The following is a 25,406-nucleotide window of genomic DNA, read 5'->3' as shown; positions in this document are numbered from 1 at the left end:
GCTTTAGGATTGCGGACGCGGCTCGCGCTGCTGCTCGCTCGACGGCCGCTTGCCGGCCCGGGGCCCGCGACCTTGGCCAGGTCGGGCCGGCCGGGCGCGCTCGATCGTAACCGAGAGCTCGGCGACGAGCGTATCGAATTTGGCGGTCAGCGTCTCGGGCCGCGCGACGATCACGACGTCGCAGCTGCGGCCGATCTCGGGCGCGAGCGCGATCTCGGCAGCGGCGCGCAGGCGGCGCCGGATGCGGTTGCGCTTCACGGCATTGCCGACCTTGCGCGACGCAGTCAGGCCGAGGCGCAGGCCATCATGGGCCTCATCGGCCGCGGCATCGCGGACCTGGGCGTAAAACGCAGACGAACGAAAACGGCGGCCGTGCTCGGCCGCCGCCAGGAATTGCTTGCGTTGCTTCAGACGGGCGAGGCGCATGGCGATTGGCCAGTCTTAAAAGCGAGGCGCGCGAGGTTCACGCGCCGGCAGCTCAGGCCGACAGCTTCTTGCGGCCGTGCGCCCGACGATTGGCGATGACCTTGCGGCCGCCGACAGTCGCCATACGAGCGCGATAGCCGTGGCGGCGCTTGCGAACCAGCTTGCTGGGTTGATAGGTTCTCTTCATCGTCCGTCTCCGAGGACTTGGTCGGCGCGGCGGTCTCAGGCTCCCCTGGGGAAGCGTGGCCATCCAAGCCTGTCATGCAAAGGGTCAACGCAGCCGATAAGGGCTGCGCAAGTGCCGGGCTTATGGCGGATGGGTCGGTCCAAGTCAATGGCGAAGCGCAGGCCTGCGACACCGCTTCGCGACTTAATCGTTGCGCTTGCACTCCGGCGCGACTTCCCCGATATAGCGCCCGGGAGGTTGGCGAGGGACGTCTCACTCGCCAACCGGGTCAGGTCCGGAAGGAAGCAGCCCTAACGAGACCGAACGGGTCTTCGTCCAGCCTCCCACCTTTCGCTATGCGAAAGCACCTGCGGCGCGGCGGCCATGCGCGGCGAGCCGGCCGCCGAGATCGTTCGGCGCCCAAATTCTCGGGCGCCCCAAATTCTTGGGCGCCATTGACCCTCGCCTCCCGATTGGCGAAACCAGCTTCATGACCGACGCCATCGACGCAGCCTCCGCAGACGAGCCGGGATTTTCCGGCTTCGATCCCGCGCCCTTGCCTGCAGGCACGGCCGCTACGCCCTATCGCGTGCTGGCGCGCAAATACAGGCCGGCGCATTTCGGCGACCTGATCGGCCAGGACGCGATGGTGCGCACCCTGACCAACGCCTTCACGGCCGGGCGCATTCCGCAGGCCTGGATGCTGACCGGCGTGCGCGGTGTCGGCAAGACGACGACGGCCCGTATCCTCGCGCGCGCCCTCAACTACCAGAATGAGGACGGCACCGGCGCGCCGACGACCGATCTCGCGCGCTTCGGCGTGCACTGCAAGGAGATCATCGAGGGCCGCCACATCGACGTGATGGAGATCGACGCGGCCTCCAACAACGGCGTCGACAATGTCCGCCAGATCAATGATGCCGTGCGCTATGCCCCGGTCTCGGCGCGCTACAAGGTCTACATCATCGACGAAGTCCACATGATGACAGGCTCGGCGTTCAACGCCTTCCTGAAGACCCTGGAAGAGCCGCCTCCGCACGCAAAGTTCATTTTCGCGACGACCGAGATCCGCAAGGTGCCGGTGACGGTGCTGTCGCGCTGCCAGCGCTTCGACCTGCGCCGCGTCGATGCCGGCCTGCTGGTCGGGCATCTCGGTGGCATCTGCAAGGCTGAAGGCATCGCGGCAGAGGATGAGGCGCTTGCTGCCATCGCCCGCGCCGCCGAAGGCTCGGTGCGCGACTCCCTCTCGATCCTCGACCAGGCGATTGCCCATGCCGCCGGTACGATCGTGCTCGACGATGTTCGCTCGATGCTGGGCCTGGCCGACCGCGCCCGTGTCATCGATCTCTTCGAATCGCTGATGAAGGGCGACATCGCGGCGGCGCTGGGCGAATTGCGGGCGCAATACGATGCCGGCGCCGATCCCGTCGTGGTGCTCAACGATCTCGCCGAGTTTACCCATCTGGTGACGCGGCTCAAGCTCGTGCCAGAGGCGCTCAACGACAACAGCCTGAACCAGGCCGAGCGCCAGCGCGGCGGCGATTTTGCGCAGCGCCTGTCGATCCGTGTGCTGGCGCGCGCCTGGCAGCTGCTGCTGAAGGGCATTGCCGAGGTCAAGCAGGCCGACAGGCCGGTCATGGCTGCCGAGATGGTGCTGGTCCGGCTGGCGCATGCCGCCGACCTGCCGACGCCCGACGAGGCACTCAGGTTGCTGCGCGACGGCAGCGGCGCGGTTCCTGCCGGCAATGGCGGGCAGATGTCCGCGCCTCGTCCGCCATCGGGTGGTGGCAACACCGCGCTCGCCGCCCGCCCGATTCTCGCCAGCGCCAATCCGATGCCGGCCGCCGCACCCCGCGCCGCGGTCCAGCCGCAGGTCATGGTGTCCTCGCTCGAGGACGTCGTGGCGCTGGCCTCGCAGCATCGCGATATCACCCTGAAGATCGCGCTCGAGCGCGACGTTCGCCCAGTGCGCTTCGAGCAGGGGCGGATCGAGTTCGCGCTCGCCCATGACAGTTCGCGCACGCTGGCGACCGACCTGTCGCGTCGCCTGAAGGAATGGACCGGCCAGACCTGGATGGTCGCCGTCGTCAACGCCGAGGGTGGGGCGACCCTGCGCGAGCAGGCCGAGGCCGCCCGCGGCCAGCGCGAGAGCGACGCGGCCTCCCATCCCGCGGTCAAGGCCGTGCTCGAGCTCTTTCCGGGGGCCCGCATCGTCGACGTCCGCGATCCCCGCGCTGCAGCCGCCGAGACGGTTTCGACGGCGCCGTCCGAGGACGAGTATCTGGCCGAGGCCGAGCCGCTGTTCGACGACAGCGAGCCGGATTTCGACGACATCGATTTCTGAAAACATCGCCGAGGAGACGAACCCATGCGCGACATGATGGGCCTGATGAAGCAGGCGCAGCAGATGCAGCAGAAGATGGCCGACGTTCAGGCCGAACTCGACACCATAGAGGTCGAGGGCGCGGCCGGCGGTGGCATGGTTTCCGTCAGCATGACCGCCAAGGGCGCGCTCAAGGCCGTGAAGATCGATCCCGCTTTGATGCTCCCCGACGAGCGCGAGATCCTCGAGGACCTGATCGTGGCGGCCTGCACGGACGCCCGCAACCGCGCAGAGCGCGTCATGCAGGAGCGCATGGCCGAGATCACCAAGGGCCTGCCGATCCCGCCCGGCATGAAGCTGTTCTAAGGGCACGCATGTCCCGCGCCATTGCCGGCCCCGAGATCGAGCGCCTGATCCAGCTCCTGGCCAAATTGCCGGGGCTGGGACCGCGTTCGGCGCGGCGTGCCGCCCTGCATCTGGTCAAGAAGCGCGAGCAGTTGCTCGGCCCGCTCAGCGAGGCGCTTGCCGTGGCGCGCGAACGCATCGTCGTGTGCTCGGCCTGCGGCAATATCGATACCTCCGATCCCTGCTCGCTCTGTCGCGATCCCCGCCGCGACGATGGCCTCATCGTCGTGGTGGCCGATATCGGCGATCTATGGGCGCTGGAGCGCTCCGGGGCAGTGTCGGGCCGCTACCATGTGCTGGGCGGCATCCTTTCGGCGCTGGACGGCATCAGGCCCGAGCACCTGACGCTCGACGCGCTGGTGGCCCGTGTCTCGCAGGAGGGCGTGAAGGAGGTCATCCTGGCGCTCAACGCGACGGTCGACGGCCAGACCACCGTGCATTTCATCACCGACCTGCTGGCGCATCTGCAGGTCAAGGTGACCAAGCTCGCCCATGGCGTGCCGGTGGGCGGCGAACTCGACTATCTCGACGACGGCACGCTGGCTGCCGCGATCAGGCAGCGGACGGGCTTCTGAAACGAAAAAGCCGCGCCCTCTCGGACGCGGCTTCGAACCGGACCTGAGTCGATCTCAGAACTTGTAGGCGACGCTAGCGCGAACCGTATGCGTGGTCGGGTTCTGTGCGGCGGTCAGGCCCAGGAAGGCGCTGCTCGCGACATAGTCGAACTTGCCATAGTCGGTGTAGCGGTAGTCGGCACCCAGGATCAGGTTGTTGGTGATGGCGTAGTTGACGCCGCCGCCGACCGTCCAGCCGGTGCGCGAGAACGTGCCGCCCTCGCCGATGCCGGCCAGCGGGTTGAAATAGGTGTAGTCGAGTTCGGTGAAGGCCACGCCGCCGGTGCCATAGATCATGAACCGATCGAAGGCGTAGCCGATACGGGCACGCACCGAAGCCTGCCAGTCCTGCTTGACGCGCACGAGGCCGCCGGGATCGAACGGGCTGCGGACCAGCGAGGGATCGTGGAAGCCGCTGCGGGCATTCATGCCTTCGATGTCGCCTTCGACGCCGAGCACGACCGAGCCCATCTGGTAGTTGAAGCCGGCATGAACGCCGCCAAATACCGATTCCGGATGGTATTCGAAGGCGTTGATGAACGCGCGATTGCCCGTCAGCAGCTCCGTGGTGGTGTCGTTACCCCAGGAATAGCCGGCTTGGGCGCCGACATAGACGCCGGTCCAGTTGTAGAACGCCGGCAGGGCGGGGGCCTGGGGCAGATATTTGGCGGATGGCAGGTCGGCCGCAGCAGCCGCGCTGGCGCCGAGGATCAGAACACTTGCCAGCGCCGCTTTCAGATGAGTTTTCATCGCGACCTCTACTCTCGACGATATGAAAAGCTAGGTCCGCCGCCGCGCCGAAGGCGCTGGCACGCTCGGACCAACCAAGCTCTCCGCGCATCTCGTCATTCACGCGGATCTGAATGCATATGAAAGTGTTAAGGTTAACAAACGGCTAAGCATGGCGAGCCTGCCCGGCGCGCGCGGAACATTTGTTACGCGGCGCTGTTGCTGGCAGGCTGCCGTCAATGGCGGTGGAGTCGGGCGGCATATGGCTTTCCTGAAACGCATTACCGGCGCAGCCGGCGCCGCGGTGGCGCTGGGCTATGTCTACGAGGCCGTCGCGAGCCGTTTCTCGCGCACGGCGCGTAAGCAGGCGCGCGAAAAGGCGCGCGGGCGTCTCGCCCGCTCGCCGCTGGAGATGACCTGGCTCGGCTGGAAGGACGTGCTGCTGCGGTTCGTCGGCAACATCGCCGACAACCGCCTGACCTCGCTGGCCGGCGCGGTGGCCTTCTACACCCTGCTCTCGCTGGTGCCGGCGCTTTCGCTCTTCGTCACGATCTACCGCTATTTCACCGACCCGCTGACGATCGCCTCTCAGCTCGATGGCCTGACCGTGGTCTTTCCCGATGCCGCCCGCGACCTGATTCGCGAGCAGGCGATCAGGCTGGCCTCGCAGGGCGCGGCCTCCCTCTCGCTGACCTTCCTGATCAGCTTCGTCGTCGCGGCCTGGAGCGCCAATGCCGCTGTGAAGGCCGTCTTCGATGCACTCAACATCATCTATCGCGAGCGGGAGAAGCGCAGTTTCATCAAGCTGAACGCGATCTCCCTGATGACCACGATCTCAGGGGTCGTGATGCTGGCGATCGCGCTGATCGTGATCGCGATCGTGCCGGTCATCGCCGCGCTGTTTCCCTTCGCCCATGAGCTCGAGCGCCTGGTCCGCCTGGTTCGCTGGCCGACCTTCTTCCTGGTCGGCGCGATGGCGATCGCCTGGCTCTACTGGATCGGCCCGAGTCGACGCCGCCCGCGCTTCGGCTGGGTCCTGCCTGGCGCCGTCGTTGCGGCCCTGCTCTGGGCGGCGGCCTCCTGGGCGTTCTCCTGGTATGTCGGCACGCTGGGCAACTATACGGCGACCTATGGCTCGCTCGCCACGGTCGTCGTCTTCATGACCTGGCTCTGGCTTTCGGCGACGATCGTGCTCGCCGGCGCCGAGCTCAACGCAGAATTAGAGCACCAGACCGCTCACGACACCACCACCGGCCGACCCAAGCCGCTGGGCATGCGCGGCGCGACGATGGCCGACAATATCGGCGAGCCCAAGGCTGACTGAGCCGCATGCTGGACCCCGACGAAACCCGCCAGGATGATCTTCGCACCGGGCGCGGCCCCTGGATTCCGCGCTATCTCCGACCCTCCGGGACGGTGCTGGACGCCGATATCGCCTGTGACGTCGCGGTCATCGGCGCCGGCATCACCGGCGCATTGGTCGCGCAGCATCTGATTACGCTCGGGCACAGGGTCGTGGTCGTCGACCGCGAGCGTGAGGGTTTTGGCAGTACGGCGGCGAGCACGGCCATGCTGCAATGGGAGATCGACCTCTCCCTGCGCGATCTCAGCGCGCTCTATGGCTTCGATGCTGCGGCGGATGTCTATCGCCGCAGCTTCCGCGCCGTTGCCGGCCTGCGCGAGCTGTCCGCGCAGCTCGGGCTCGATAGCGGCGTAATCGCGCGCGACTCCGTCTATCTCGCTGCAGGCGACATAGGCCCGCGCGAGCTTGCCGACGAGCATGCCCTGCGCCAGCGCGCGGGCCTGCCTGGCGACCTGATCGACCATGCCACGCTGCTGGGCGCGTTTGGCCTCGATCGTGCGGCGGCGATCGTATCACCGGGCTCGGCCGAGGCCGATCCGCTGAGCCTGTGTCATGCCCTGCTGGCGCAGGCGGCGAGCCAAGGCACGCGGCTGGTCCGCGACGAGGCCGTTGCCTACGATGGCACGGCGCAACGGGCGGAAGTGCAACTGGCAGGCGGGCGCACCATCGAGGCGCGCCATGTCGTGCTCGCCACCGGCTATGTCATGCCCGATTGCGTGCAAACCGAACTCCATCGCGTTGCCTCGAGCTGGGCGATCGCGACCCTGCCGCAGCCGCCCCAGGCGCTCTGGCCCGGACCGGCCCTCGTCTGGGAGGCGTCCGAGGACTACATCTACTGCCGCACCACCACGGATGGCCGCATCGTCTTCGGCGGCGAGGACGAGGACAGCGACGACCCCGGGGAACGCGCCCGACTCGGCCCACAGAAGACGAAAGACCTGCTCGCCAAGCTCCAGGCGCTCTTACCGCGCGCCCAGCCGACGCTGGGGTTCGCCTGGTCCGGAGCCTTCGGCCAGACTACGGACGGCCTGCCGCTGATAGGCCGCGTGCCCGGCCATCCGCGCATGCTTGCTGCCTATGGCTATGGTGGCAACGGGATCACCTTCAGCTTTCTGGCCTCCCGCGTCATCGCGAGCCTGATCGCGGGCGACGAAGCGCCCTGGTTCCGGCATTTCGCCATCGACCGACCTGACCCGACCGGCCCCTGACCTTTCGGGATTGCGCCGCTGCAATCTCGGATTTGCCGCGAATGGGGGCGACAACAGGCGCGAGTGAGCCCATCTCTCCTGAAGGCGGCCGACCGGCCGCGCCCTTTTTCTCGGAGGCTGCCATGCTCGCGGTCGAGACCGTCGACACCCCTGTTCTCGAAGCGCTCGATGCGCCCTTTCACATCGGCGCGGTCGCCCTGCGCGTCAGCGACCTCGCTGGCCTGACCGCATTCTATCGGGATGCGATCGGGCTTGCCGTCATCCGCGAAGAGCCTGGCGTAGCGCTGCTGGGCGTTGACGGCGAGGTCCTTGTGCGCCTCGAGCAGGGCGCGACCCGCCCGACCTCGGCTGCGGGGCTTTTCCATCTCGCAATCCTGCTGCCCTCGCGCGCCGCGCTGGCCGACTGGGTCGGCCATGCCGCCACCACGCGCATCGCGCTGGAGGGAGCGTCGGACCATCTCGTCAGCGAAGCGCTCTATCTTTCCGACCCCGAGGGCAACGGCATCGAGATCTACCGCGACCGCAAGCGCGCCGACTGGCCGCGCCGCGATGGCGCAATCCAGATGGCGACCGACCGGCTCGACCTGCAGAAATTGCTGAACGAGACCAATCCCGCACCTTATGCCGGCATGCCGAGCGGCACCCGCATGGGCCATGTCCATCTGCGGATCGGGGCCACCGCCGAGGCCGAGGCCTTCTATATCGGGAAACTCGGCTTTGAGCTGATGGTGCGCTATCCCGGGGCGAGCTTCATGGCGAGCGGCGGCTATCACCACCACATCGCCGGCAATATCTGGAACAGCCGGGGCGCCGGCGCGCGCCAGACCGGCGAGGCGGGCCTCGACTGGTTCGAGCTCGTTGCGCGCGATGCCGCTGATTTCGAGGCGATGCGCCAGCGCATCCTGGCCGCAGGCGGCAGCGAGGGCAGCGAGGGGCCCTCTATCGTCGACCCCTGGGGCAACCGGGTGGTGCTTCGGCGCTGAGCGGGATCAGCCTTCGAGCAGATGCGTGCGACGGATGCCCGTCGCGACCCGATGAAAGCCCATCGCCTCCCAGAATGCCGCCGCCCGCGTGTCGGCGGCGTTCAGGGAGAGGCGGGGCGCCAATTCCAGCCCCTGCTGAACCAGAGCGGCCGCAAGCGCGCGCCCGGCGCCGCCGCGCCGGAACGTCGGACGGACATAGACATGCCGCATCCGCAGCAGGTCCGGGGCGGGGTCATAGGGATCGGGCGTCACGGCGCCGAGAGCCGCAAGGCTGCCGAGGCTGAACGCCGCGAACAAGGCGCTGCGCTCGTCGCCGCCGGCATAGCGCCCGGCGGTCCACTCGTCCCATAATCCCTCGACGAAGCCGTAGCCTTCCCCCGACGCTTCCGCGCGCAGGGCAGCAAAATCGTCCGGAATCGTGTCGAGCACCCGGACGATCTGCAGGGCGTTTGGCGTCACAGCCCCTCGAACAGGGCGCTTGAAATGTAGCGCTCGGCGAAGGAGGGGATGATCACCACGATCGTCTTGCCGGCATTCTCGGGCCGGGCGCCGACTTCGAGCGCGGCGGCAACTGCCGCGCCTGACGAGATCCCGGCCGGGATGCCCTCGGCCTTGGCGAGCGCCCGCGCCGTCTCGAACGAGGTCTGGTTGCCGACGGTCACGACCTCGTCGATCACCGAGCGGTCGAGGATGCCCGGCACGAAGCCCGCCCCGATGCCCTGGATCTTGTGCGGGCCGGGCTGGCCGCCCGACAGCACCGGCGAATCCTCGGGCTCGACGGCGATGATCTTCACGCCGGGCTTGCGCGCCTTCAGCACCTGGCCGACGCCGGTGATCGTGCCGCCCGTGCCGACCCCCGAGATGAAGATGTCGACATTGCCCTGGGTGTCGTTCCAGATCTCCTCGGCCGTCGTCTTGCGGTGGATTTCGGGATTGTGCGGGTTCTCGAACTGCTGCGGGATGATCGCGCCGGGAATTTCGTTCTTGAGTTCCTCGGCCCGGGCGATGGCCCCGCGCATGCCGCCGGGGCCGGGCGTCAGTTCTAGCTGGGCGCCGAGCAGCGCCAGCATCTTGCGGCGCTCCAGCGACATCGTCTCGGGCATCACCAGGATCAGGCGATAGCCGCGCGCGGCGGCCACGAAGGCGAGCGCGATGCCGGTATTGCCCGAGGTCGGCTCGATCAGCGTGCCGCCGGGCTTGAGCGCGCCGGAGGCTTCGAGCGCGTCGATCATGTTGACGCCGATGCGATCCTTGACGCTAGAGATCGGGTTGAAGAATTCGAGCTTGGCCAGGATCGTCGCCTTGACGCCGCGTTCCGCCGGAAGGCGGTTCAGCTTGACCAGCGGCGTATCGCCGATCGTATCGGTGATGGAATTGTAGATGCGGCCACGTCCGGGCGTGTGGGACTGGGCATTCTGGGCTGCGTCGGCCATCGAATTCCTCCTTCGGTCATATCGAGTTGGGATGAGGCTAATCCAATTCACGGCCTACGTCGATTAAAGACGTATTTCACATTTCATATTGTAAAATCGCTGTTGGCGCCGCTTTTGCCAAAGACGCCCCGGGTCTCGGCATCCCGGCACAGCTCTTCGATGGTGACCCCGTCGAGCTCGGCCAGATACGCGTCCGATGCGCGCTGGATACGCGGGCAGATGACCTCGTCGATCAGCCGGGACTGTGCCAACGGACCCTGCTCGTCCTCCATGGCGTCCTGCATGGCCACGCGCGCAATCTCGCCGGCCGTGATGCGGCGACGCTCGCGCGCCAGCTCGTAGCCGCCGCGAGGGCCGCGCACGCCCTTGAGTATGCCGACCCGGACCAGCACTTGCAGCAAGGTCTCGAGATGACGCGGTGGAAGCTGGTGCCGCGCCGCCAGCAGTTTCGCCGCGACCGGCTGCGGCCGCGCATGCAGCGCGATATCGACCACGGCGGCGATCGCAAGCTGGCTGCGACGTGACAGGAGGATCAAGGCAGCTGCTCCGATACCGTCGTGACGCCGCCCTCGACGCCGGTGGAACCGAAGCCGCCAGCCCCGCGCGCGGTCTCGCCCAGGCTCCCCGTCTCGACCAGGCGGGCCTGCGTCACAGGAGCGATGACCAACTGCGCGATGCGGTCGCCACGCTGGATCGTGAAAGGTTCCTGACCGTGATTGATCAGGATTGCGGTGACCTCGCCGCGAAAATCGCTGTCTACAGTGCCCGGAGCGTTGAGAACGGTGACGCCATGCCGGAAGGCGAGTCCCGAGCGCGGCCTGACCTGCGCCTCGAAGCCCACGGGAAGTTCCAATGCGAGGCCGGTAGGGATTGCGGCATGCCGGCCCTGCGCCAGCACCAGCGTCTCGCCTTCCGGCAGTGCGGCGCGCAGGTCGAGCCCGGCGGCGCCGGCGCTTTCGTAAGCGGGCAGGGGCAGGTCGCGGCCATGGCCGACGCGCTTGACGGGCACCGTCACCATCGCTCAGACCTCTGAAGTGGCGGAAGCGGCCAGGCCGGCGATATGCGCGACCAGCCGGCTGGCGACGACGTCCTTGGCGAGCGTCGGCCAGGTCTCGACGCCGTCGCGGCTGACCAGGTGCACCGTGTTGGAGTCCCCGCCCATCACGCCGGTGCCGCCGACATCATTGGCGACGATCAGGTCGCAACCCTTCTTGGCGAGTTTTGCCTGCGCAAAGGCGATGACGTTCTGCGTCTCGGCAGCAAATCCCACCACGAACGGCGGTCGCCCTTCGCTACGGTGGGCGATGGTGGCGAGGATGTCGGGATTCTCGACGAGCGACAGCGCCGGCAGGGCACCGCCATCCTTCTTCATCTTCTCTGGCGCCGCATCGGCCACGCGCCAGTCGGCGACGGCGGCTGCGAAGATGGCGATGTCGGCGGGCAGGGCCTGCTCGACCGCCAACAGCATCTCGCGGGCGGATTCGACGCGGATCGTGGTGACGCGCTGGGGATCGGGAAGGCTCACGGGCCCCGAGACCAGCGTCACGCGTGCGCCTGCTGCGGCTGCGGCTGTGGCGATGGCGTGGCCCTGCTTGCCCGAGGAGCGGTTGGCGATATAGCGCACCGGGTCGATCGGCTCATGCGTCGGGCCCGAGGTGATCAGCACATGCTTGCCTGCAAGCGGTTTTGCAGGGCTTTCACCCAGCCGCCCGAGAAAGCCGATGGCGCGCGGCGCATCGCCGGCCAGCGCCTGCTCGATCGCGCCAAGGATCTCGGCAGGCTCCGCCATGCGGCCGAGGCCGCTCTCGCCGCGCTCCGCCATCGCCCCGGAATTGGGCCCGACGACGAGCACGCCATCGGCCTCCAGTTGCGCCATGTTGCGGCGTGTCGCGGGATGGCTCCACATGCGCGGGTTCATGGCGGGCGCGATCAGCACGCGCTTGTCGGTCGCCAGCAGCGCCGTGGATGCGAGGTCGTTGGCCAGCCCCGTCGCCATTTTTGCGATCAGATCGGCGGTTGCGGGCGCCACCACGAGCAGGTCGGTCGAGCGCGACAGGGCGATATGGCCGATATCGGCCTCGTCGGTCAGCGAGAACAGGTCGGTGAAGCAGCGCTCCCCCGCCAGCGACGAGACTGAAAGCGGCGTGACGAATTCCTCGCCCGCCTTGGTCAGGATGCAGCGCGTGGCGATGCCGCGATCCTTCAGCCGCCGGATCAGCTCCAGGCATTTATAGGCGGCGATGCCGCCACCGATGATCAGCAGGATGGAGCGTGATGCGGACAAGGACTTATGCTCCCGGGTCGATAGCCCGGTTGTCGTAGCATCGGGACGGTGCGGATGTCATGGGGCGCGGCCTTGGTCCCCACGGTCATGGTCGGCCTTGTGCCGACCATCCACGCCTTTCACGCGGTTACTCAAGGCAAGCCCGAGCATGACGATGCAATCTACCGGAATGGCGGCTCGTCAAAGCTCCTGAGCTTGCGGGAGTGGATCGTCGATCCCGCCTCCTTGAGCTTTTCCAGCGCCGCGAGCCCGATCTTGAGATGCTCACTTACGGCGCGCTCGTAGAAGGCATTGGCAGCGCCCGGCAGCTTGATCTCGCCATGCAGCGGCTTGTCGGAAACGCAGAGCAATGTGCCGTAGGGCACACGCAAGCGGTAGCCCTGAGCCGCGATCGTGCCCGATTCCATGTCGACCGCGATGGCGCGCGACAGGTTGATGCGGCGGCGCTCCTTGGTCCAGCGCAGCTCCCAGTTTCGGTCGTCCTGGGTCACGACCGTGCCGGTGCGCAGCCGGTTCTTCAGCTTGTCGCCCTGTTCGCCCGTGACCTCGGCCGCCGCCTCCTGAAGCGCGACCTGAACCTCCGCCAGCGCCGGGATCGGGATATCGGGGGGCACGAGTTCGTCCAATATGCCGTCCTGCCGGAGATAGGCGTGGGCGAGCACATAGTCGCCGATGATCTGGGTCTGGCGCAGGCCGCCGCAATGGCCAACCATCAGCCAGCAATTGGGGCGCAGCACCGCGAGGTGGTCGGTGATGTTCTTGGCGTTGGAGGGGCCGACGCCGATATTGACCAGCGTCACCCCGTCGCCGCCCTTCCGGATCAGGTGGTAGGCCGGCATCTGGAAGCGGTGCCAGGGCGCCGACATCACACGTTCGGCAGCGGAAACGTCGATGCCCTCGCGGTCGATCCGGACACCGCCAGGTGTCACCAGCGCCTCAGCCGTGCCCGCCTCGATCTCGGCCAGGGCCAGCCTGACGAACTGGTCGACATAGCGGTGATAATTGGTCAGCAGCACCCAGGGCTGCACGAACCGCCAGTCTGTGCCGGTGTAGTGCACCAGCCGGCGCAGCGAGTAGTCGACGCGCACGGCGTCGAACAGAGAGAGCGGGCGCGGCTCGCCCTCGACGATGTCGAAGGTCCCGTCGGCGATCTCGTCTCCGACCAGCGAGAGCAGCGGGGTCGGGAAATACCGCGCCAGTTCCGCGGCGGTGACCTTGCCGCGGCCGAGTTCGTCGCCACCATCGAGCGCATAGGGATACGGAATTTCCTGCGTGCTGATCCCCGTCTCGATGGTCGCGCCATAATCGGCAACCAGCGGCCGGAGCTGGTCGAGCAGATAGTCGCGGAATTCGCCGGGCTGGGTCACGGTCGTCGAGTAGATGCCCGGCGCTGCGAACTTCGCATAGCCGCGCCGCGTCGCGGCCGGCAGCTTGGCCGGCTCGTAGGTCACGCGCAGCAACGGGTAGCGATAGAGCGAGCGGTCGTCGGGGGTCGGCGGCACGCCTGTCTCGAAGAAGCGCTGCAGATCGGCGCGCAGTGCCGCCGTGGCCTGCTCGTAGAGCGCCTCGAGCCGGTCGATGGCGGCTTCGGGCGTGGCTGCAGTCTCGAATGTCATGAAATGAACGCATCCTCTCGTTCGATCGCGATTCTAGCCACGTCGCGGCGCTCCTGACAACAGCTGGCGCGGGGAAGTGGAAGCCTGTGCCGGCAGCACTTGACGGATCGTCAGTCCTATTTTACTAAACCGGCAGGTTAAGTAATAAGGGGCCGGACCGGGAGTAGCCCGGCCTTCATCTCCGATCACCGCCAGGGAGAGACGGCATGCTCAAGACGATCCTGCTCAGCCTGTTGGCCATCGTGGTGGTGGGTGTTGCCGTCGTGCTGATCCTGGCTGCGATGAAGCCCGACACCTTCGAGGTCCGGCGTTCGATCGCGATCAACGCGCCGCCCGAGCGGATCTATCCGCTGATCACTGATTTCCGGGCCTGGGGCGCCTGGTCGCCCTGGGAGAAGAAGGATCCCGCCCTGAAGCGCAGCTTCAGCGGGGCCGAGAGCGGGGCGGGCGCACGCTATGCCTGGGCCGGCGACAAGAATGTCGGCGAGGGCAGCATGGAGATCGTCGAGGCGACCGCGCCGAGCAAGGTCGGGCTCAAGCTCGACTTCATCAAGCCGTTCCAGGCCCATAACGACATCGTCTTCGCGCTGCAGCCGCAGGGACCGGCGACCAACGTGACCTGGATCATGACCGGCCCCGTGCCGTTCGTCGCAAAGATCATCCATGTCGTCTTCAACATGGACAAGATGGTCGGCGGCGATTTCGAGGCCGGGCTCTCCGCGATGAAGGCCCAGGCCGAGAGGCCGGTCTGAGCCAGGCGTCACACCCCAAACCCCACATCCAGAGGAGGAGCAGGAAATGCAGGCGGAACCGCAGGGCCAGCATCGCTGGCTGAAGCAGCTCGTCGGCGACTGGGTCTATGAGACCGAGTGCGATGGCGGGCCCGGCAACCCGACGATGAAGGCCACAGGAAGCGAGCGCGTGCGCGCGATCGGCGATCTCTGGATCGTCGGCGATGGCCAGGGCGAGATGCCCGGCGGCGGCCCGGCCACGATGCAGATCACGCTCGGCTACGATCCCGGCCGGGGCCGCTTCGTCGGCTCCTGGGTCGGCTCGATGATGACCCATTTCTGGACCTATGACGGCTTTCTCGACGAGACCGGCACCGTCCTGACGCTGGAATCGGAGGGGCCGAGCTTTGCCGGCGACGGCGGGCTCTCGAGCTATCGCGACATCGTCACGGTCAAGGGTCCCGACCATCGCATCATGACCGGAAACCTGCGCAACCCCGACGGCAGCTGGACCACCTTCATGACCTCGCATTACCGCCGCAAGGCATAGGATTTTCAGCCCCCGAACGAAGGAGACGGCGATGAAACTCTCGACCTACCTGTTCTTTCCGGGCAATTGCGAGGAGGCTTTCAAGGCCTACCAGACGATCCTGGGCGGCGAGATCACCGCAATGATGACGCATGTCGGGACGCCGGCCGAGAGCCAGGTCGCCCCCGAATGGGTTCCCAAGATCATGCATGCCTGCCTCGAGATCGAGGGGCAGATGCTGATGGCGTCGGACGCACCGCCCGACCGTAGCGAGGGGCCGATGCAGAGCGTCTCGGTCAGCGTCAACGTAACGGAGGTCGCAGAGGCCGAGCGCATCTTTGCGGCGCTGTCGGACGGCGCGCGGATCAAGATGCCGATGGCCGAGACCTTCTGGTCACCGCGCTTCGGCATGCTGCAGGACCGCTACGGCACGCATTGGATGATCGGCGCCGAACCGGCCGCGTGAGGCTGTGGAGGCGAAGCGCGTCATTCCCGATCCAATGCAGCCGTCATCCCGCACAAGCGGCAAAGCCGCGCCGATCCGGGATCTGTTCCGGACCATTTCAGACACGCGCTCAGGAATGGATCCCGGGTCTTCGCTGCGCTGCGCCCGGGATGACGTCTCGGTTCCCAATGCCAAACCGCAAGAGAGCTACCGCTTCGGCTGGCAGGTCGCGCAGTAGAAGGTGGAGCGGCCGGACTGCACGAGGCGGCTGACAACGCTGCCGCAGCCCGGGGTGGTGCAGGGATCGCCCTCGCGGTCATAGACGCGAAAATGGTGCTGGAAATAGCCGAGCGAGCCGTCCGCATGAGCGAAATCACGCAAGGTCGAGCCGCCAGACGCGATCGCCTCCTCCAGCACGTCGCGGATGATCTGAGCGAGTGCATGGGCACTCTGGCGCGGCCGACCCGTCGCGGTCGCGATCGAGCCCGCATCGGCTTCGGGGTGCAGGCCTGCGCGGAACAGCGCCTCGCAGACATAGATGTTGCCGAGCCCCGCGACGAGGCGCTGATCGAGAAGAGCGGCCTTGAGAGGCGCAATCTTGCCCGCGAACAGCTTTGCCAAAACCTCCCCCGAGAGCTCGTTGCCGAGCGGCTCGATGCCCATCCCGGCAAAGTGCTTTGACGTCGCGAGTTGCGCGCGCGGGACGAGATCCATGAAGCCGAAGCGGCGCACATCGTTATAGGTGACGCGCGCCCCGTTCCCGAGCTCGAACACGACATGGTCGTGCTTCAGATGCCGGCCGATCTCGTTGTAATAGGCGCCGGGTTCCGCAGGCGGGGTGCCGGGGGCCTCGACGATGAAGCGTCCGCTCATGCCCAGATGCATGATCAGCGCCTCGCCATCGTCGAGATCGGCGATCAGGTATTTGGCGCGCCGCGACAGGACCTCGATCCGCCGTCCCGTCAGCCGCTCGGCGAAGCGCTCGGGCAGGGGAAAGCGCAGGTCGGCGCGGTTTTGCACGACGCGGACGATGCGCTGGCCCAGCATGGCCGGTTCCAGTCCGCGCCGGACGGTTTCGACCTCGGGAAGTTCGGGCATCCGCATTCACCCTTCAGCATGCGTCGACACGGGCCGCGACAAGGCCCGCCGGTTTGGCTATGCATCGGGAGAGCGAAGCACAAGAGCAGACCGCACCGTGACAGCAGCCTCCGATACCACCCATTTCGGCTTCGAGACCGTGAAGCTGGCCGAGAAGCAGGCCAAGGTCGACGACGTCTTCCACAAGGTCGCCGGCCGCTACGACCTGATGAACGATCTGATGTCGGTCGGGCTGCACCGCGTCTGGAAGGATGCGCTGATCACCACGCTCAAGCCTGCCAAGGACAGGCCCTGGCGCCATCTTGACGTCGCCGGCGGTACCGGGGACGTCGCCTTCCAGGTCCTGGACGCCGGTGGGCCGCAGACCGATGTGACCGTGCTCGACATCAATGCGGAGATGCTGGCCGTCGGCCGCGAACGGGCGCAAAAACGCTTTCCCGACGACGACCGCATCCGCTTCGTCCAGGGCAATGCGGAAGAGCTCGCCGGCCTGCCCGACAATCATTTCGACGCCTATACGATCGCCTTCGGCATCCGCAATGTGCCGCGCATCGACAAGGCTCTGGCGCAGGCATATCGCGTGCTCAAGCGGGGCGGGCGCTTCCTGTGCCTGGAGTTCAGCCATGTCGACGTGCCGCTGCTCGACAAGGTCTACGAGGCCTATTCCTTCAACGTCATCCCGCCGATGGGGCGGATGGTGACGGGCGAGGCCGAGCCCTACCAGTATCTCGTGGAGTCGATCCGCAAGTTCCCGAAGGCCCAGGCCTTCGCCGGGATGATCGAGGATGCCGGCTTCCGGCGGGCGAAATACACGCCGTTCACTGGCGGGGTCGTGGCGCTGCATTCGGGCTGGAAGCTGTGACGCGACTGCCTGATGCGTCTTCCCCGTCATGGTCGGCCTTGTGCCGGCCATCCACGTCTTGCGACGCGGATGAAACGAAGACGTGGGTGCTCCGGACAAGCCCGAGCATGACGTCGCGGTTCGTGCCCGCATGATCTCCTCGCTCTTCCACCTCGCCCGCACCGCTCGCGTCGGCTTCGTGCTGGCGCGCGAGGGCGCGCTCGCGCTCGTCGATCCCTCCGTGCTGCCGCCGCTGGCGCGCGGACTGATCCGGCTCGGGCGCCTGATCGAGCGCAAGGGCGCGGGTTCCTCCGCGACGCGGCTGGCGGCGGCGCTGACGCGGCTCGGCCCTTCTTATGTGAAATTCGGCCAGTTCCTGGCGACCCGGCCCGATGTGGTGGGCATGAAGATCGCGGCCGATCTCTCGGCCCTGCAGGACCGCATGGCGCCGTTCCCGATGGAGCAGGCCAGGGCGGTTGTCGAGGCCGCGCATGGCCGCCCGGTCGAGGCCGTGTTTAAGGAATTCGGCCCGCCGGTGGCAGCCGCCTCGATCGCGCAGGTGCATCGCGCAACCCTCCAGGATGGCTCGCAGGTCGCGGTGAAAATCCTGCGGCCGGGTATCCGCGACCGCTTCCACCGCGATCTCGGCGCCATGCGTTTTGGCGCGGAACTGGCCGAGCGCCGCTCGCCGGAGGCGCGTCGTCTGCGCATGTCGGGCGTGGTCGAGACGCTCGCGCGCTCGGTGACGATGGAGATGGACCTGCGGCTCGAGGCCGCCGCCCTCTCCGAATTCGCCGAGAATACCAAGGACGATGCCGATTTCCGGGTGCCGACGCCCGATTGGCAGCTGACCGCGCGCGAGATGCTGGTCGATGAGTGGATCGACGGCACTCGCCTGTCGGACATCGAGGGCCTGCGCGCTGCCGGCCACGATCTGCCCGCGCTCGGCAAGGCCGTGATCCAGTCCTTCCTGAAGCACGCCATCCGCGATGGCTTCTTCCATGCCGACATGCATCCCGGGAACCTGTTTGTCGATGTGCAGGGGCGCCTCGTGGCGGTCGATGGCGGCATCATGGGCCGGCTCGGGCTGAAGGAGCGCCGCTTCCTGGCGGAAATCCTGCTCGGCTTCATTACCCGCGACTACACGCGCGTGGCGGAGGTGCATTTCGAGGCGGGCTACGTCCCCGCCCATCACGCGGTCGCCGATTTCGCGCAAGCCATCCGCGCCGTCGGCGAGCCCATCCACGACAGGAGCGCCGACCAGATCTCGATGGCCAAGGTCCTGACCCTGCTCTTCGAGATCACCGGCATGTTCGACATGGTGACGCGCACCGAACTGGTGATGCTGCAGAAGACCATGGTGGTGGTCGAGGGCGTCGCGCGCACGCTCGACCCCCATCTCGACATGTGGTCGACGGCCGAGCCCGTGGTGCGCGACTGGATCACGCGCAATCTCGGTCCGCTCGGCAAGGTCGAGGATGTCGGGCGCGGCGTACGCTCGCTCGCCTTCAGCCTAGCAAGCCTGCCCGAGACGGTCGGCCGCGCCGAGCGCGTGCTGGGCCAGCTCGAACAGGCCTCGCGCGATGGTTTTGCACTCGACGCGCGCAGCGTCGAGGCGATCGGCCGAGCCGAGGCCAGGGGCAATCGCTGGGGCAATGCCGCGCTCTGGCTGATCGCCGGCCTGCTGGCCTATGCGGTGCTGGGCTAAGGACCTCGCGCCGTCCGTCATTGCGAGCGCGGCGAAGCAATCCAGAGAGACGTAGCGCTCTGCCGCTTCTGGATTGCTTCGTCGCTGACGCTCCTCGCAAGGACGGGGAGGGCGTGTCTTCAATTCCTCGTCCGTGCTCATCGGCCCCCGTCATTGCGAGCGCAGCGAAGCAATCCAGAGAGACGTAGCGCTCGGCCGTCTCTGGATTGCTTCGTCGCTGACGCTCCTCGCAATGACGGGTTCCGGTTCGCAGACGCAGAACCGGCTTGGCCCGCCTGCGCATAGACCGCGGCAACCCATCCCGCTAAAGCTCGACGCCAACAGCAAGCGTCAATCGCGGAGGCCGCCATGGCTTATGAGACCATTCTCGTCGAGGTTAAGGGCAAGGTCGGCGTCATCACGCTCAACCGCCCCCAGGCGCTCAATGCGCTGAACGGTCAGCTCATCGCCGAGGTCAACGAGGCCATGGACGGCTTTGAGAAAGACCCGGCCATCGGCTGCATGGTCGTGACCGGTTCCGAAAAGGCCTTTGCGGCCGGCGCCGACATCAAGGAGATGCAGTCCCGGACGTTTCCGGAGACCTATCTCGACGACCGTTTCGAGCCCTGGGAGCGCATCGGCCAGCGTCGCAAGCCGATCATCGCGGCGGTTGCGGGCTTTGCGCTCGGCGGCGGCTGCGAATTCGCGATGATGTGCGACTTCATCATCGCCGCCGACAATGCAAAATTCGGCCAGCCCGAAATCAATCTCGGCGTCATCCCCGGCGCCGGCGGCACGCAGCGCCTGACCAAGGCGATCGGCAAGGCCAAGGCGATGGATCTGTGCCTCACCGGCCGGATGATGGATGTGAACGAGGCCGAGCGCGCCGGACTGGTGGCGCGGATCGTGCCGCTCGCGGAGCTGATGACCGAGGTGATGAAGGCGGCCGACGCCATCGCCGCCAAGTCCCTGCCGTCGGTGCTGATGGCCAAGGAGGCGGTGAACCGGTCTTTCGAGGTGACGCTGACCGAGGGGCTGCGCTTCGAGCGCCGCATCTTCTCCTCGCTCTTCGGCACGCACGACCAGAAGGAAGGCATGACCGCCTTCGTCGAGAAGCGGAAGCCCGACTTCAAGAACCGGTAGAGGCCGACCCGTCATGGTCGGGCTTGACCCGACCATCTCGGAAACCAGCGCCTTCTCGTCATGAGAGTCTCGGGTCTGCGCTCCGCTTCGCCCGAGAATGACGGGTGGTGACTGCTCCGGCTCACACGATCGATCAACGCCGCGCATGGCTGGCGCGCCGATCCGTCACTTGAAGCCAGGCCGGCTTTCCCTGCACATAGCGCGACGTAAAACGCGCCGCAGGATCGAGCCGCCATGACCGCCCCTTTGAGCCTTCCTACCTATGCCGACGTGCTGATCGCGGCCGAACGCCTGAAGGGCGTCGCCCATCACACCCCGGCGCTGACCTCGGCGACCGCCAACCGCCGCACCGGCGCCAGCCTGGTCTTCAAGGCCGAGAACCTGCAGCGCATGGGCGCCTTCAAGTTCCGCGGTGGCTACAACGCCATTTCCGCGCTTTCGCCCGAGCAGAAGAAGGCCGGCGTCCTCACCTACTCCTCCGGCAACCACGCCCAGGCGATCGCCTATGCCGGCAAGCTGCTCGGCGTGCCGACCACCATAATCATGCCCGAGGACGCGCCGGCCGCGAAGGTTGCGGCGACCGAAGGCTATGGCGGGCAGATCGTGCGCTATGACCGCTACAGCCAGGACCGCAACGAGATCGCCAAGACGCTCTCGGCCGAGCGCGGCCTGACCGTGATCCCGCCCTACGACCATGCCGAGGTCATCGCGGGTCAGGGCACGGCGACCAAGGAGCTGATCGAGGATGCAGGCCCCCTCGACATCCTGCTGGTCTGCCTCGGTGGCGGCGGCCTGCTCGCCGGGGCGGCGCTGGCCGCAAAAGCCCTGAACCCGGCCTGTCGCGTCTACGGCGTCGAGCCCGAGGCCGGCAATGACGGCCAGCAATCCTTCCGCTCAGGCAAGATCGTCACGATCTCGGTGCCCAAGACGATCGCAGACGGTGCGCAGACCGCCTTCCTGGGCGATCTCACCTTCCCGATCATCCAGTCGCTGGTGGAGGACATCGTCACCGTCAGCGACGCCGCGCTGATCGACGCGATGCGCTTCTTCGCGGAACGCATGAAGCTCGTGGTCGAGCCGACGGGTTGCCTTGCCGCTGCGGCAGCTTTCACAGGCGCCGTTCCGGTCGAGGGCAAGCGCGTCGGCGTCATCCTGAGCGGCGGCAACGTCGATCTCGCCAGTTTTGCGCGCTTCATCGCGCCTGCCGCCTAAAATCCGGAGTCGTTGCGCGCTCCGGCGTTGACGTGGCCTGCGTGAGCGACTATACGCCACCCACTCGCGACGGCCCGCGCAAGCACCGGCTGTCGCTAACGCATTTCAGCAAAGTTGCGGACCCGACCCGTCAGGCGATCAGCCGAGACGGGTGGCGCAGTGAAAACGAGGACTACCATGGCCAATACGACGTCGGCCAAGAAGGCCACGCGAAAGATCGTGCGCCGCACCGAAGTCAACAAGGCGCGCCGCTCGCGCATGCGCACCTTCCTGCGCAAGGTCGAGGAGGCACTGGCCTCCGGTGACCAGAGCGCCGCAGCCGCCGCCCTGAAGGCTGCACAGCCTGAGATCATGCGGGCTGCCCAGAAGGGCGTGGTTCACAAGAACACCGCCTCGCGCAAGGTCTCGCGCCTCTCGGCTCGCGTCAGCGCCCTGGCCTCCTGATCGCGCCCTCGGCGCATCGGATTTGACTGCTTTGAACCCGGCCGAGAGGCCGGGTTTTTCGTTGGCTGCATACCTGTCTGTTGCAAGCTTGCAACGGGGTTCGAATGATCAAATTAAGCGCGATGTCAGCAAGATTCTGCAGCCTTTCCACGGCTTTGGCGGCTTGACTCTGGTGGCTGGTTAGGGGCGGAAAAACGGCCTAAAAGGGCGTTTTGACCGCGCAGTGAAAGCCCTTATTTTTCATCAGTTTAGTGGGCAAAGGACTTGCCCTCGGAGATTCAACGCGAGTCTCCTCGGCCTGATTTGGTGTCCGCGAAAAAAAGATTCGGGCGAAACCGAGGCCCCCCGCTGTAAAGAAAATCTTAAGTTCCACAGTCAATTGCGGGGTGCGCCGGGATAGTTGGAGGGGGGGCTTCCGGGCCCGACTCCGGCGGGCTGCGCGACCTGCATGTTGCTCCCGTTCGAGGGCGCCCTGTATGGTCCCTTCATCGCCGGCCGGGCAGCAATGTCCGCCGGGGATTTCCGAAAGATTATCGGTGTTTTGGCTCGCGACCTGGGGGTTGGAGGATGCAGCTCTTTGTCTTGTGCGTTGAGATGAAGCGCGGCGTCGTTCTGCAGCGAGCCGTCAAGACATAATCGGACAGAACGGGGTCAGGAGACCCGCGGGCGCCTCTGCGCCCATGGGGGCCCTTTTTATTATCGACCGGACACTCAGTGCCGGCGAGGGCGCCGCTTTGCGGTGCTTCCGCCACCGCACGCTATTTTTTGAAGATGGGGCAAGACGAATGTTTGAACGGCGGGAGACAATGGGCGCAGGCGAGACAGTGGTTGCGACAATGCCTCCGGAGTCACTGGAGGGTGCAGTCACGATGATGCCCTATTCCACGCAGGCACTGCCGATGCAGGGATCGCTGCCGGAGGCCTGGGACCGCGTCCGCCGCCGCCTGCGCGCCGAGCTCGGCGAGGATGTGTTCTCGAGCTGGTTCGCCCGCGTCGAGATCGCCACGGTGACCGACGGGGTCGCCTACCTCACGGTGCCGACGCGCTTCCTCAAGAGCTGGCTCGAGGCGCATTACGCCGAGCGCCTGCAGGTCAACTGCCAGGCCGAGCTGGGTGCCGCCAACGGCGTCGTGCTCTCGGTCCGCCAGGTCTCGCGTGACACGGTCTCGGTTCCGGTCCGGGACATGCCCGCACCCGGTGCCAAGCCAGCAGCTCCCGTGGCCGCCTTTGCGCCGCCCCGCGCAGGCTCGTTCGCCGAGACAACCGACGCCGAGCTCGTCGATGCCTGCGGCACGCTGCTCGACCGGCGCATGACCTTCGCCAATTTCATCATCGGCAAGTCCAACCAGCTCGCCTTTGCGGCGGCCGAGCGCATTGCCGCCGCGCCCGCCGGTTCCTCGCCCTACAACCCGCTCTACCTCCATGCCGGCGTCGGCCTGGGCAAGACGCATCTGCTGCAGGCCATCGCGCAGGAAGCTCGCAGCCAGGGCAAGCGCGTCGCCTATTTCACCGCCGACCGCTTCATGTACGGTTTCGTCGCCGCGCTGAAATCGCAGACGGCGCTCGCCTTCAAGGAGAAGCTGCGCGGCATCGACCTGCTCGTGGTCGACGACGTCCAGTTCATCCAGGGCAAGTCGATCCAGCAGGAATTCGGCCACACGATCAATGCGCTGATCGACGCCGGCAAGCAGATCGTCGTCGCCGGCGATCGTCTTGCCAATGATCTCGAGGCGCTCGACGAGCGCATCCGCTCGCGCCTCGGCGGCGGGCTCGTGGTCGAGGTCGGCGATCTCGACGAGGGGCTGCGCGCCAAGATCCTGGGTGGCCGGCTCGACGTGCTGCAGGCCGCGCATCACAACTTCCAGGTCAACCCGGACGTCGTGTCCTATGTGGCCCGCGTCGTCGCCACCAATGGCCGCGATCTCGATGGCGCCGCCAACCGCCTGCTCGCCCATGCCACGCTGTCGGGGCAGCCGGTGACGCTCGAGACGGCCGAGGCCGCGATCCGCGATCTCGTCCGCACCCGCGAGCCGCGCCGCGTCAAGATCGAGGACATCCAGAAGCTCGTTGCGACGCGCTACAATGTCAGCCGCGCCGACATCCTCTCGGAGCGTCGCACGGCCGCCGTCGTCAAGCCGCGCCAGATCGCGATGTATCTCTCCAAGGCCCTGACGCCGCGCTCGCTGCCCGAGATCGGCCGTCGTTTCGGCGGGCGCGATCACACCACGGTGCTGCACGCCGTGCGCAAGATCGAGAAGGCCATCAGCGAGGATCGTTCGCTGCATGACGAGGTCGACCTGCTCAAGCGCATGCTGCAGGAGTAAGCGCTGCAGGAGTAAGCGCTGCCGGGTGAGGGGTGTCGCCAGATAGCCCTCACCGTCATCGCGCGAAGCGAAGCAATCCAGCAGCTGTCGAGCGAGCCCTTCTGCCTTGCTTCGCTCCACCCGCAATGACGAGATGCTTCGCGGCCAAACCGACAGCTGGGACGTTTGCGTGTGCAATCGGCCGGCGGCTCTTGCGCCGCTGGCGCGCCTCCGGCAATGTCGCGGGCCATTCCGTTGCCCGTGTCCTTCAGATCCGGGCGCAATCACGCCAGAAGACTTGAGAATATGAAGGTCACTGTCGAACGTTCCACGCTGCTGAAGTCGCTGGGCCACGTCCATCGCGTGGTTGAGCGCCGCAACACGATCCCGATCCTCTCGAACCTCCTGCTCAGCGCCGTGGATTCCGGCCTGAAGCTCAAGGCGACGGACCTCGACATCGAGGTCGTGGAGACGATCGCCGCCGAAGTCGCCGAATCCGGCGCGACGACGGTTCCCGCCCATACCTTCTACGACATCGTGCGCAAATTGCCCGACGGCGCCCAGGTCTCGCTCGAGACCACCGGCGAGACCGGGCTGGTGCTGCGTTCCGGCCGGTCGCGCTTCCAGCTGCAGACGCTGCCTGAAAGCGACTTCCCCGATATCACCGCCGGCGAGATGGCCCATCGCTTCGCTCTGCCTTCGGGCGAGCTCAAGCGCCTGATCGACAAGACCCAGTTCGCGATCTCCACCGAGGAGACGCGCTACTACCTGAACGGCATCTATCTCCATACCCTCGAGGTCGATGGCCACGGCCTGCTTCGCGCGGTCGCCACCGACGGACACCGCCTCGCCCGTGTCGACACGGCGGCTCCGGCGGGCGCAGCCGGCATGCCGGGCGTGATCGTGCCGCGCAAGGCCGTCGCCGAGATCCAGAAGCTGCTCGAGGATGGCGAGGCCGAGGTCACCGTCGAATTGTCGGCGACCAAGATCCGCGTCGCCACGCGCGACGTCGTGCTGACCTCGAAGCTGATCGACGGCACCTTCCCCGATTACCAGCGGGTCATCCCGGCCGGCAACGACAAGCGTCTCACCGTCGACAAGGGCGACTTCGCCGCGTCGGTCGACCGCGTCTCGACGATCTCGTCGGAGCGCGGCCGCGCGGTAAAGCTGTCCATGGCCGATGGCCGCATGACGCTCTCGGTGACCAATCCCGATTCCGGCTCGGCGACCGAGGAGATCGAGGTCGACTACGACGCGGCCCCGCTCGATATCGGCTTCAACGCCCGCTATCTCATGGACATTGCAAGCCAGCTCGACGGCGATACCGCGCTGCTGAAGCTCGCCGACCCCGGCTCGCCGACGGTGATCCAGGATCGCGAAGGCGCCTCGGCGCTCTATGTGCTGATGCCGATGCGCGTCTAGG

The 25,406-nt window shown here is 66.8% G+C and carries 26 protein-coding genes and 1 other RNA gene; 17 read left to right on the top strand and 10 right to left on the bottom strand.

The features are described from left to right. Positions 1-3 precede the first annotated feature (3 nt). Both rnpA and rpmH read right to left on the bottom strand, forming a co-directional pair. The gene (gene rnpA / locus AC1D2L_RS23420) at positions 4-426 is read right to left on the bottom strand and encodes a ribonuclease P protein component (RefSeq protein WP_476848310.1); all 423 of its coding nucleotides are present in this window, start codon (positions 424-426) and stop codon (positions 4-6) included. Positions 427-478: 52 nt separating this feature from the next. Beyond that, a complete protein-coding gene (rpmH, locus tag AC1D2L_RS23415; protein WP_066616447.1) occupies positions 479-613 on the bottom strand; it encodes a 50S ribosomal protein L34 in 135 nt (44 codons plus the stop codon). 231 nt (positions 614-844) lie between these two features. Here rpmH and ffs point away from each other — a divergent pair. The 4 genes from ffs to recR all read left to right on the top strand — a co-directional run bounded on the left by ffs (position 845) and on the right by recR (position 3,895). Next, an RNA gene (gene ffs / locus AC1D2L_RS23410) (signal recognition particle sRNA small type) lies at positions 845-941 on the top strand. 141 nt (positions 942-1,082) lie between these two features. After that, positions 1,083-2,936, top strand: a complete 1,854-nt coding sequence (locus AC1D2L_RS23405) for a DNA polymerase III subunit gamma/tau (protein ID WP_476848309.1) — start codon at positions 1,083-1,085, stop codon at positions 2,934-2,936. A 24-nt stretch (positions 2,937-2,960) separates the two neighbouring features. Beyond that, a complete protein-coding gene (locus AC1D2L_RS23400; protein WP_476848308.1) occupies positions 2,961-3,281 on the top strand; it encodes a YbaB/EbfC family nucleoid-associated protein in 321 nt (106 codons plus the stop codon). 8 nt (positions 3,282-3,289) lie between these two features. Beyond that, complete coding sequence (recR, locus tag AC1D2L_RS23395; RefSeq protein WP_476848307.1) at positions 3,290-3,895, top strand: recombination mediator RecR; 606 nt, start codon at positions 3,290-3,292, stop codon at positions 3,893-3,895. Between the two features lie 54 nt (positions 3,896-3,949). Here recR and AC1D2L_RS23390 read toward each other — a convergent pair whose 3' ends face one another. Continuing rightward, positions 3,950-4,684, bottom strand: coding sequence for an outer membrane protein (locus tag AC1D2L_RS23390; RefSeq protein ID WP_476848306.1), 735 nt, complete (start codon positions 4,682-4,684; stop codon positions 3,950-3,952). A 241-nt stretch (positions 4,685-4,925) separates the two neighbouring features. Here AC1D2L_RS23390 and AC1D2L_RS23385 point away from each other — a divergent pair, with 241 nt between their 5' ends. From AC1D2L_RS23385 to AC1D2L_RS23375, 3 genes are all read left to right on the top strand, one after another. Further along, positions 4,926-5,987, top strand: coding sequence for a YihY/virulence factor BrkB family protein (locus AC1D2L_RS23385; RefSeq protein ID WP_476848305.1), 1,062 nt, complete (start codon positions 4,926-4,928; stop codon positions 5,985-5,987). Positions 5,988-5,992: 5 nt separating this feature from the next. After that, positions 5,993-7,234: an NAD(P)/FAD-dependent oxidoreductase gene (locus tag AC1D2L_RS23380; protein ID WP_476848304.1), complete on the top strand. Its 1,242-nt coding sequence runs from the start codon at positions 5,993-5,995 to the stop codon at positions 7,232-7,234. 122 nt (positions 7,235-7,356) lie between these two features. Then, positions 7,357-8,217: a VOC family protein gene (locus AC1D2L_RS23375; RefSeq protein WP_476848303.1), complete on the top strand. Its 861-nt coding sequence runs from the start codon at positions 7,357-7,359 to the stop codon at positions 8,215-8,217. A gap of 6 nt (positions 8,218-8,223) precedes the next feature. Here AC1D2L_RS23375 and AC1D2L_RS23370 read toward each other — a convergent pair whose 3' ends face one another. From AC1D2L_RS23370 to AC1D2L_RS23345, 6 genes are all read right to left on the bottom strand, one after another. Continuing rightward, entirely contained in the window at positions 8,224-8,676 is a 453-nt protein-coding gene (locus tag AC1D2L_RS23370) for a GNAT family N-acetyltransferase (RefSeq protein ID WP_476848302.1), read from the bottom strand. Further along, positions 8,673-9,650 (bottom strand): cysteine synthase A, encoded by a 978-nt coding sequence (cysK, locus tag AC1D2L_RS23365; RefSeq protein ID WP_476848301.1) that lies wholly within the window; start codon positions 9,648-9,650, stop codon positions 8,673-8,675. Before cysK ends, AC1D2L_RS23370 begins: the two co-directional genes overlap by 4 nt. A gap of 83 nt (positions 9,651-9,733) precedes the next feature. Next, entirely contained in the window at positions 9,734-10,186 is a 453-nt protein-coding gene (locus AC1D2L_RS23360; protein ID WP_476848300.1) for an RrF2 family transcriptional regulator, read from the bottom strand. Beyond that, positions 10,183-10,668 carry a dUTP diphosphatase gene (gene dut / locus AC1D2L_RS23355; RefSeq protein ID WP_476848299.1) on the bottom strand — a complete coding sequence of 162 codons (486 nt, stop codon included), beginning with the start codon at positions 10,666-10,668 and terminating at the stop codon, positions 10,183-10,185. Before dut ends, AC1D2L_RS23360 begins: the two co-directional genes overlap by 4 nt. A gap of 3 nt (positions 10,669-10,671) precedes the next feature. Continuing rightward, positions 10,672-11,934: a bifunctional phosphopantothenoylcysteine decarboxylase/phosphopantothenate--cysteine ligase CoaBC gene (coaBC, locus tag AC1D2L_RS23350; protein WP_476848298.1), complete on the bottom strand. Its 1,263-nt coding sequence runs from the start codon at positions 11,932-11,934 to the stop codon at positions 10,672-10,674. Positions 11,935-12,095: 161 nt separating this feature from the next. Further along, entirely contained in the window at positions 12,096-13,550 is a 1,455-nt protein-coding gene (locus tag AC1D2L_RS23345; RefSeq protein WP_476848297.1) for an AMP nucleosidase, read from the bottom strand. 206 nt (positions 13,551-13,756) lie between these two features. Here AC1D2L_RS23345 and AC1D2L_RS23340 point away from each other — a divergent pair, with 206 nt between their 5' ends. From AC1D2L_RS23340 to AC1D2L_RS23330, 3 genes are read left to right on the top strand one after another with little or no spacing between them, the layout of a single operon-like run. Beyond that, positions 13,757-14,302 carry an SRPBCC family protein gene (locus AC1D2L_RS23340; RefSeq protein WP_476848296.1) on the top strand — a complete coding sequence of 182 codons (546 nt, stop codon included), beginning with the start codon at positions 13,757-13,759 and terminating at the stop codon, positions 14,300-14,302. 46 nt (positions 14,303-14,348) lie between these two features. Continuing rightward, positions 14,349-14,831, top strand: coding sequence for a DUF1579 domain-containing protein (locus tag AC1D2L_RS23335; protein ID WP_476848295.1), 483 nt, complete (start codon positions 14,349-14,351; stop codon positions 14,829-14,831). Between the two features lie 31 nt (positions 14,832-14,862). Then, entirely contained in the window at positions 14,863-15,276 is a 414-nt protein-coding gene (locus AC1D2L_RS23330; RefSeq protein ID WP_476848294.1) for a VOC family protein, read from the top strand. Between the two features lie 186 nt (positions 15,277-15,462). On the opposite strand, the gene mutM is transcribed toward AC1D2L_RS23330, so the two are convergent. Continuing rightward, entirely contained in the window at positions 15,463-16,353 is an 891-nt protein-coding gene (gene mutM, locus AC1D2L_RS23325) for a bifunctional DNA-formamidopyrimidine glycosylase/DNA-(apurinic or apyrimidinic site) lyase (protein WP_476848293.1), read from the bottom strand. 97 nt (positions 16,354-16,450) lie between these two features. On the opposite strand from mutM, the gene ubiE reads away from it, so the two are divergent. The 7 genes from ubiE (at position 16,451) to dnaN (ending at position 25,405) form a co-directional block, all read left to right on the top strand. Further along, entirely contained in the window at positions 16,451-17,215 is a 765-nt protein-coding gene (ubiE, locus tag AC1D2L_RS23320; RefSeq protein WP_476848292.1) for a bifunctional demethylmenaquinone methyltransferase/2-methoxy-6-polyprenyl-1,4-benzoquinol methylase UbiE, read from the top strand. Between the two features lie 130 nt (positions 17,216-17,345). Next, on the top strand, positions 17,346-18,902 hold the full coding sequence (gene ubiB / locus AC1D2L_RS23315; RefSeq protein WP_476848348.1) for a 2-polyprenylphenol 6-hydroxylase: 1,557 nt from the start codon (positions 17,346-17,348) through the stop codon (positions 18,900-18,902). Positions 18,903-19,250: 348 nt separating this feature from the next. Further along, positions 19,251-20,024: an enoyl-CoA hydratase gene (locus AC1D2L_RS23310; RefSeq protein WP_476848291.1), complete on the top strand. Its 774-nt coding sequence runs from the start codon at positions 19,251-19,253 to the stop codon at positions 20,022-20,024. Between the two features lie 234 nt (positions 20,025-20,258). Further along, on the top strand, positions 20,259-21,236 hold the full coding sequence (locus AC1D2L_RS23305; protein ID WP_476848290.1) for a threo-3-hydroxy-L-aspartate ammonia-lyase: 978 nt from the start codon (positions 20,259-20,261) through the stop codon (positions 21,234-21,236). A 177-nt stretch (positions 21,237-21,413) separates the two neighbouring features. Next, entirely contained in the window at positions 21,414-21,680 is a 267-nt protein-coding gene (gene rpsT, locus AC1D2L_RS23300; RefSeq protein ID WP_476848289.1) for a 30S ribosomal protein S20, read from the top strand. A gap of 869 nt (positions 21,681-22,549) precedes the next feature. Further along, on the top strand, positions 22,550-24,004 hold the full coding sequence (gene dnaA, locus AC1D2L_RS23295) for a chromosomal replication initiator protein DnaA (RefSeq protein WP_476848288.1): 1,455 nt from the start codon (positions 22,550-22,552) through the stop codon (positions 24,002-24,004). Between the two features lie 285 nt (positions 24,005-24,289). Then, positions 24,290-25,405 carry a DNA polymerase III subunit beta gene (gene dnaN, locus AC1D2L_RS23290; RefSeq protein ID WP_476848287.1) on the top strand — a complete coding sequence of 372 codons (1,116 nt, stop codon included), beginning with the start codon at positions 24,290-24,292 and terminating at the stop codon, positions 25,403-25,405. Position 25,406 lies beyond the last annotated feature (1 nt).

This window comes from Allobosea sp. P1_B10 (assembly GCF_056406735.1).
This window is presented reverse-complemented; position numbering and strand designations above follow the sequence as displayed.

Bases quoted from the DNA above. Each gene is read 5' to 3' on its own strand.
- rnpA (WP_476848310.1), bottom strand. From the start codon at position 426: ATGCGCCTCGCCCGTCTGAAGCAACGCAAGCAATTCCTGGCGGCGGCC.
- rpmH (WP_066616447.1), bottom strand. From the start codon at position 613: ATGAAGAGAACCTATCAACCCAGCAAGCTGGTTCGCAAGCGCCGCCAC.
- AC1D2L_RS23405 (WP_476848309.1), top strand. From the start codon at position 1,083: ATGACCGACGCCATCGACGCAGCCTCCGCAGACGAGCCGGGATTTTCC.
- AC1D2L_RS23400 (WP_476848308.1), top strand. From the start codon at position 2,961: ATGCGCGACATGATGGGCCTGATGAAGCAGGCGCAGCAGATGCAGCAG.
- recR (WP_476848307.1), top strand. From the start codon at position 3,290: ATGTCCCGCGCCATTGCCGGCCCCGAGATCGAGCGCCTGATCCAGCTC.
- AC1D2L_RS23390 (WP_476848306.1), bottom strand. From the start codon at position 4,684: ATGAAAACTCATCTGAAAGCGGCGCTGGCAAGTGTTCTGATCCTCGGC.
- AC1D2L_RS23385 (WP_476848305.1), top strand. From the start codon at position 4,926: ATGGCTTTCCTGAAACGCATTACCGGCGCAGCCGGCGCCGCGGTGGCG.
- AC1D2L_RS23380 (WP_476848304.1), top strand. From the start codon at position 5,993: ATGCTGGACCCCGACGAAACCCGCCAGGATGATCTTCGCACCGGGCGC.
- AC1D2L_RS23375 (WP_476848303.1), top strand. From the start codon at position 7,357: ATGCTCGCGGTCGAGACCGTCGACACCCCTGTTCTCGAAGCGCTCGAT.
- cysK (WP_476848301.1), bottom strand. From the start codon at position 9,650: ATGGCCGACGCAGCCCAGAATGCCCAGTCCCACACGCCCGGACGTGGC.
- dut (WP_476848299.1), bottom strand. From the start codon at position 10,668: ATGGTGACGGTGCCCGTCAAGCGCGTCGGCCATGGCCGCGACCTGCCC.
- AC1D2L_RS23345 (WP_476848297.1), bottom strand. From the start codon at position 13,550: ATGACATTCGAGACTGCAGCCACGCCCGAAGCCGCCATCGACCGGCTC.
- AC1D2L_RS23340 (WP_476848296.1), top strand. From the start codon at position 13,757: ATGCTCAAGACGATCCTGCTCAGCCTGTTGGCCATCGTGGTGGTGGGT.
- AC1D2L_RS23335 (WP_476848295.1), top strand. From the start codon at position 14,349: ATGCAGGCGGAACCGCAGGGCCAGCATCGCTGGCTGAAGCAGCTCGTC.
- AC1D2L_RS23330 (WP_476848294.1), top strand. From the start codon at position 14,863: ATGAAACTCTCGACCTACCTGTTCTTTCCGGGCAATTGCGAGGAGGCT.
- mutM (WP_476848293.1), bottom strand. From the start codon at position 16,353: ATGCCCGAACTTCCCGAGGTCGAAACCGTCCGGCGCGGACTGGAACCG.
- ubiB (WP_476848348.1), top strand. From the start codon at position 17,346: ATGATCTCCTCGCTCTTCCACCTCGCCCGCACCGCTCGCGTCGGCTTC.
- AC1D2L_RS23310 (WP_476848291.1), top strand. From the start codon at position 19,251: ATGGCTTATGAGACCATTCTCGTCGAGGTTAAGGGCAAGGTCGGCGTC.
- AC1D2L_RS23305 (WP_476848290.1), top strand. From the start codon at position 20,259: ATGACCGCCCCTTTGAGCCTTCCTACCTATGCCGACGTGCTGATCGCG.
- rpsT (WP_476848289.1), top strand. From the start codon at position 21,414: ATGGCCAATACGACGTCGGCCAAGAAGGCCACGCGAAAGATCGTGCGC.
- dnaA (WP_476848288.1), top strand. From the start codon at position 22,550: ATGATGCCCTATTCCACGCAGGCACTGCCGATGCAGGGATCGCTGCCG.
- dnaN (WP_476848287.1), top strand. From the start codon at position 24,290: ATGAAGGTCACTGTCGAACGTTCCACGCTGCTGAAGTCGCTGGGCCAC.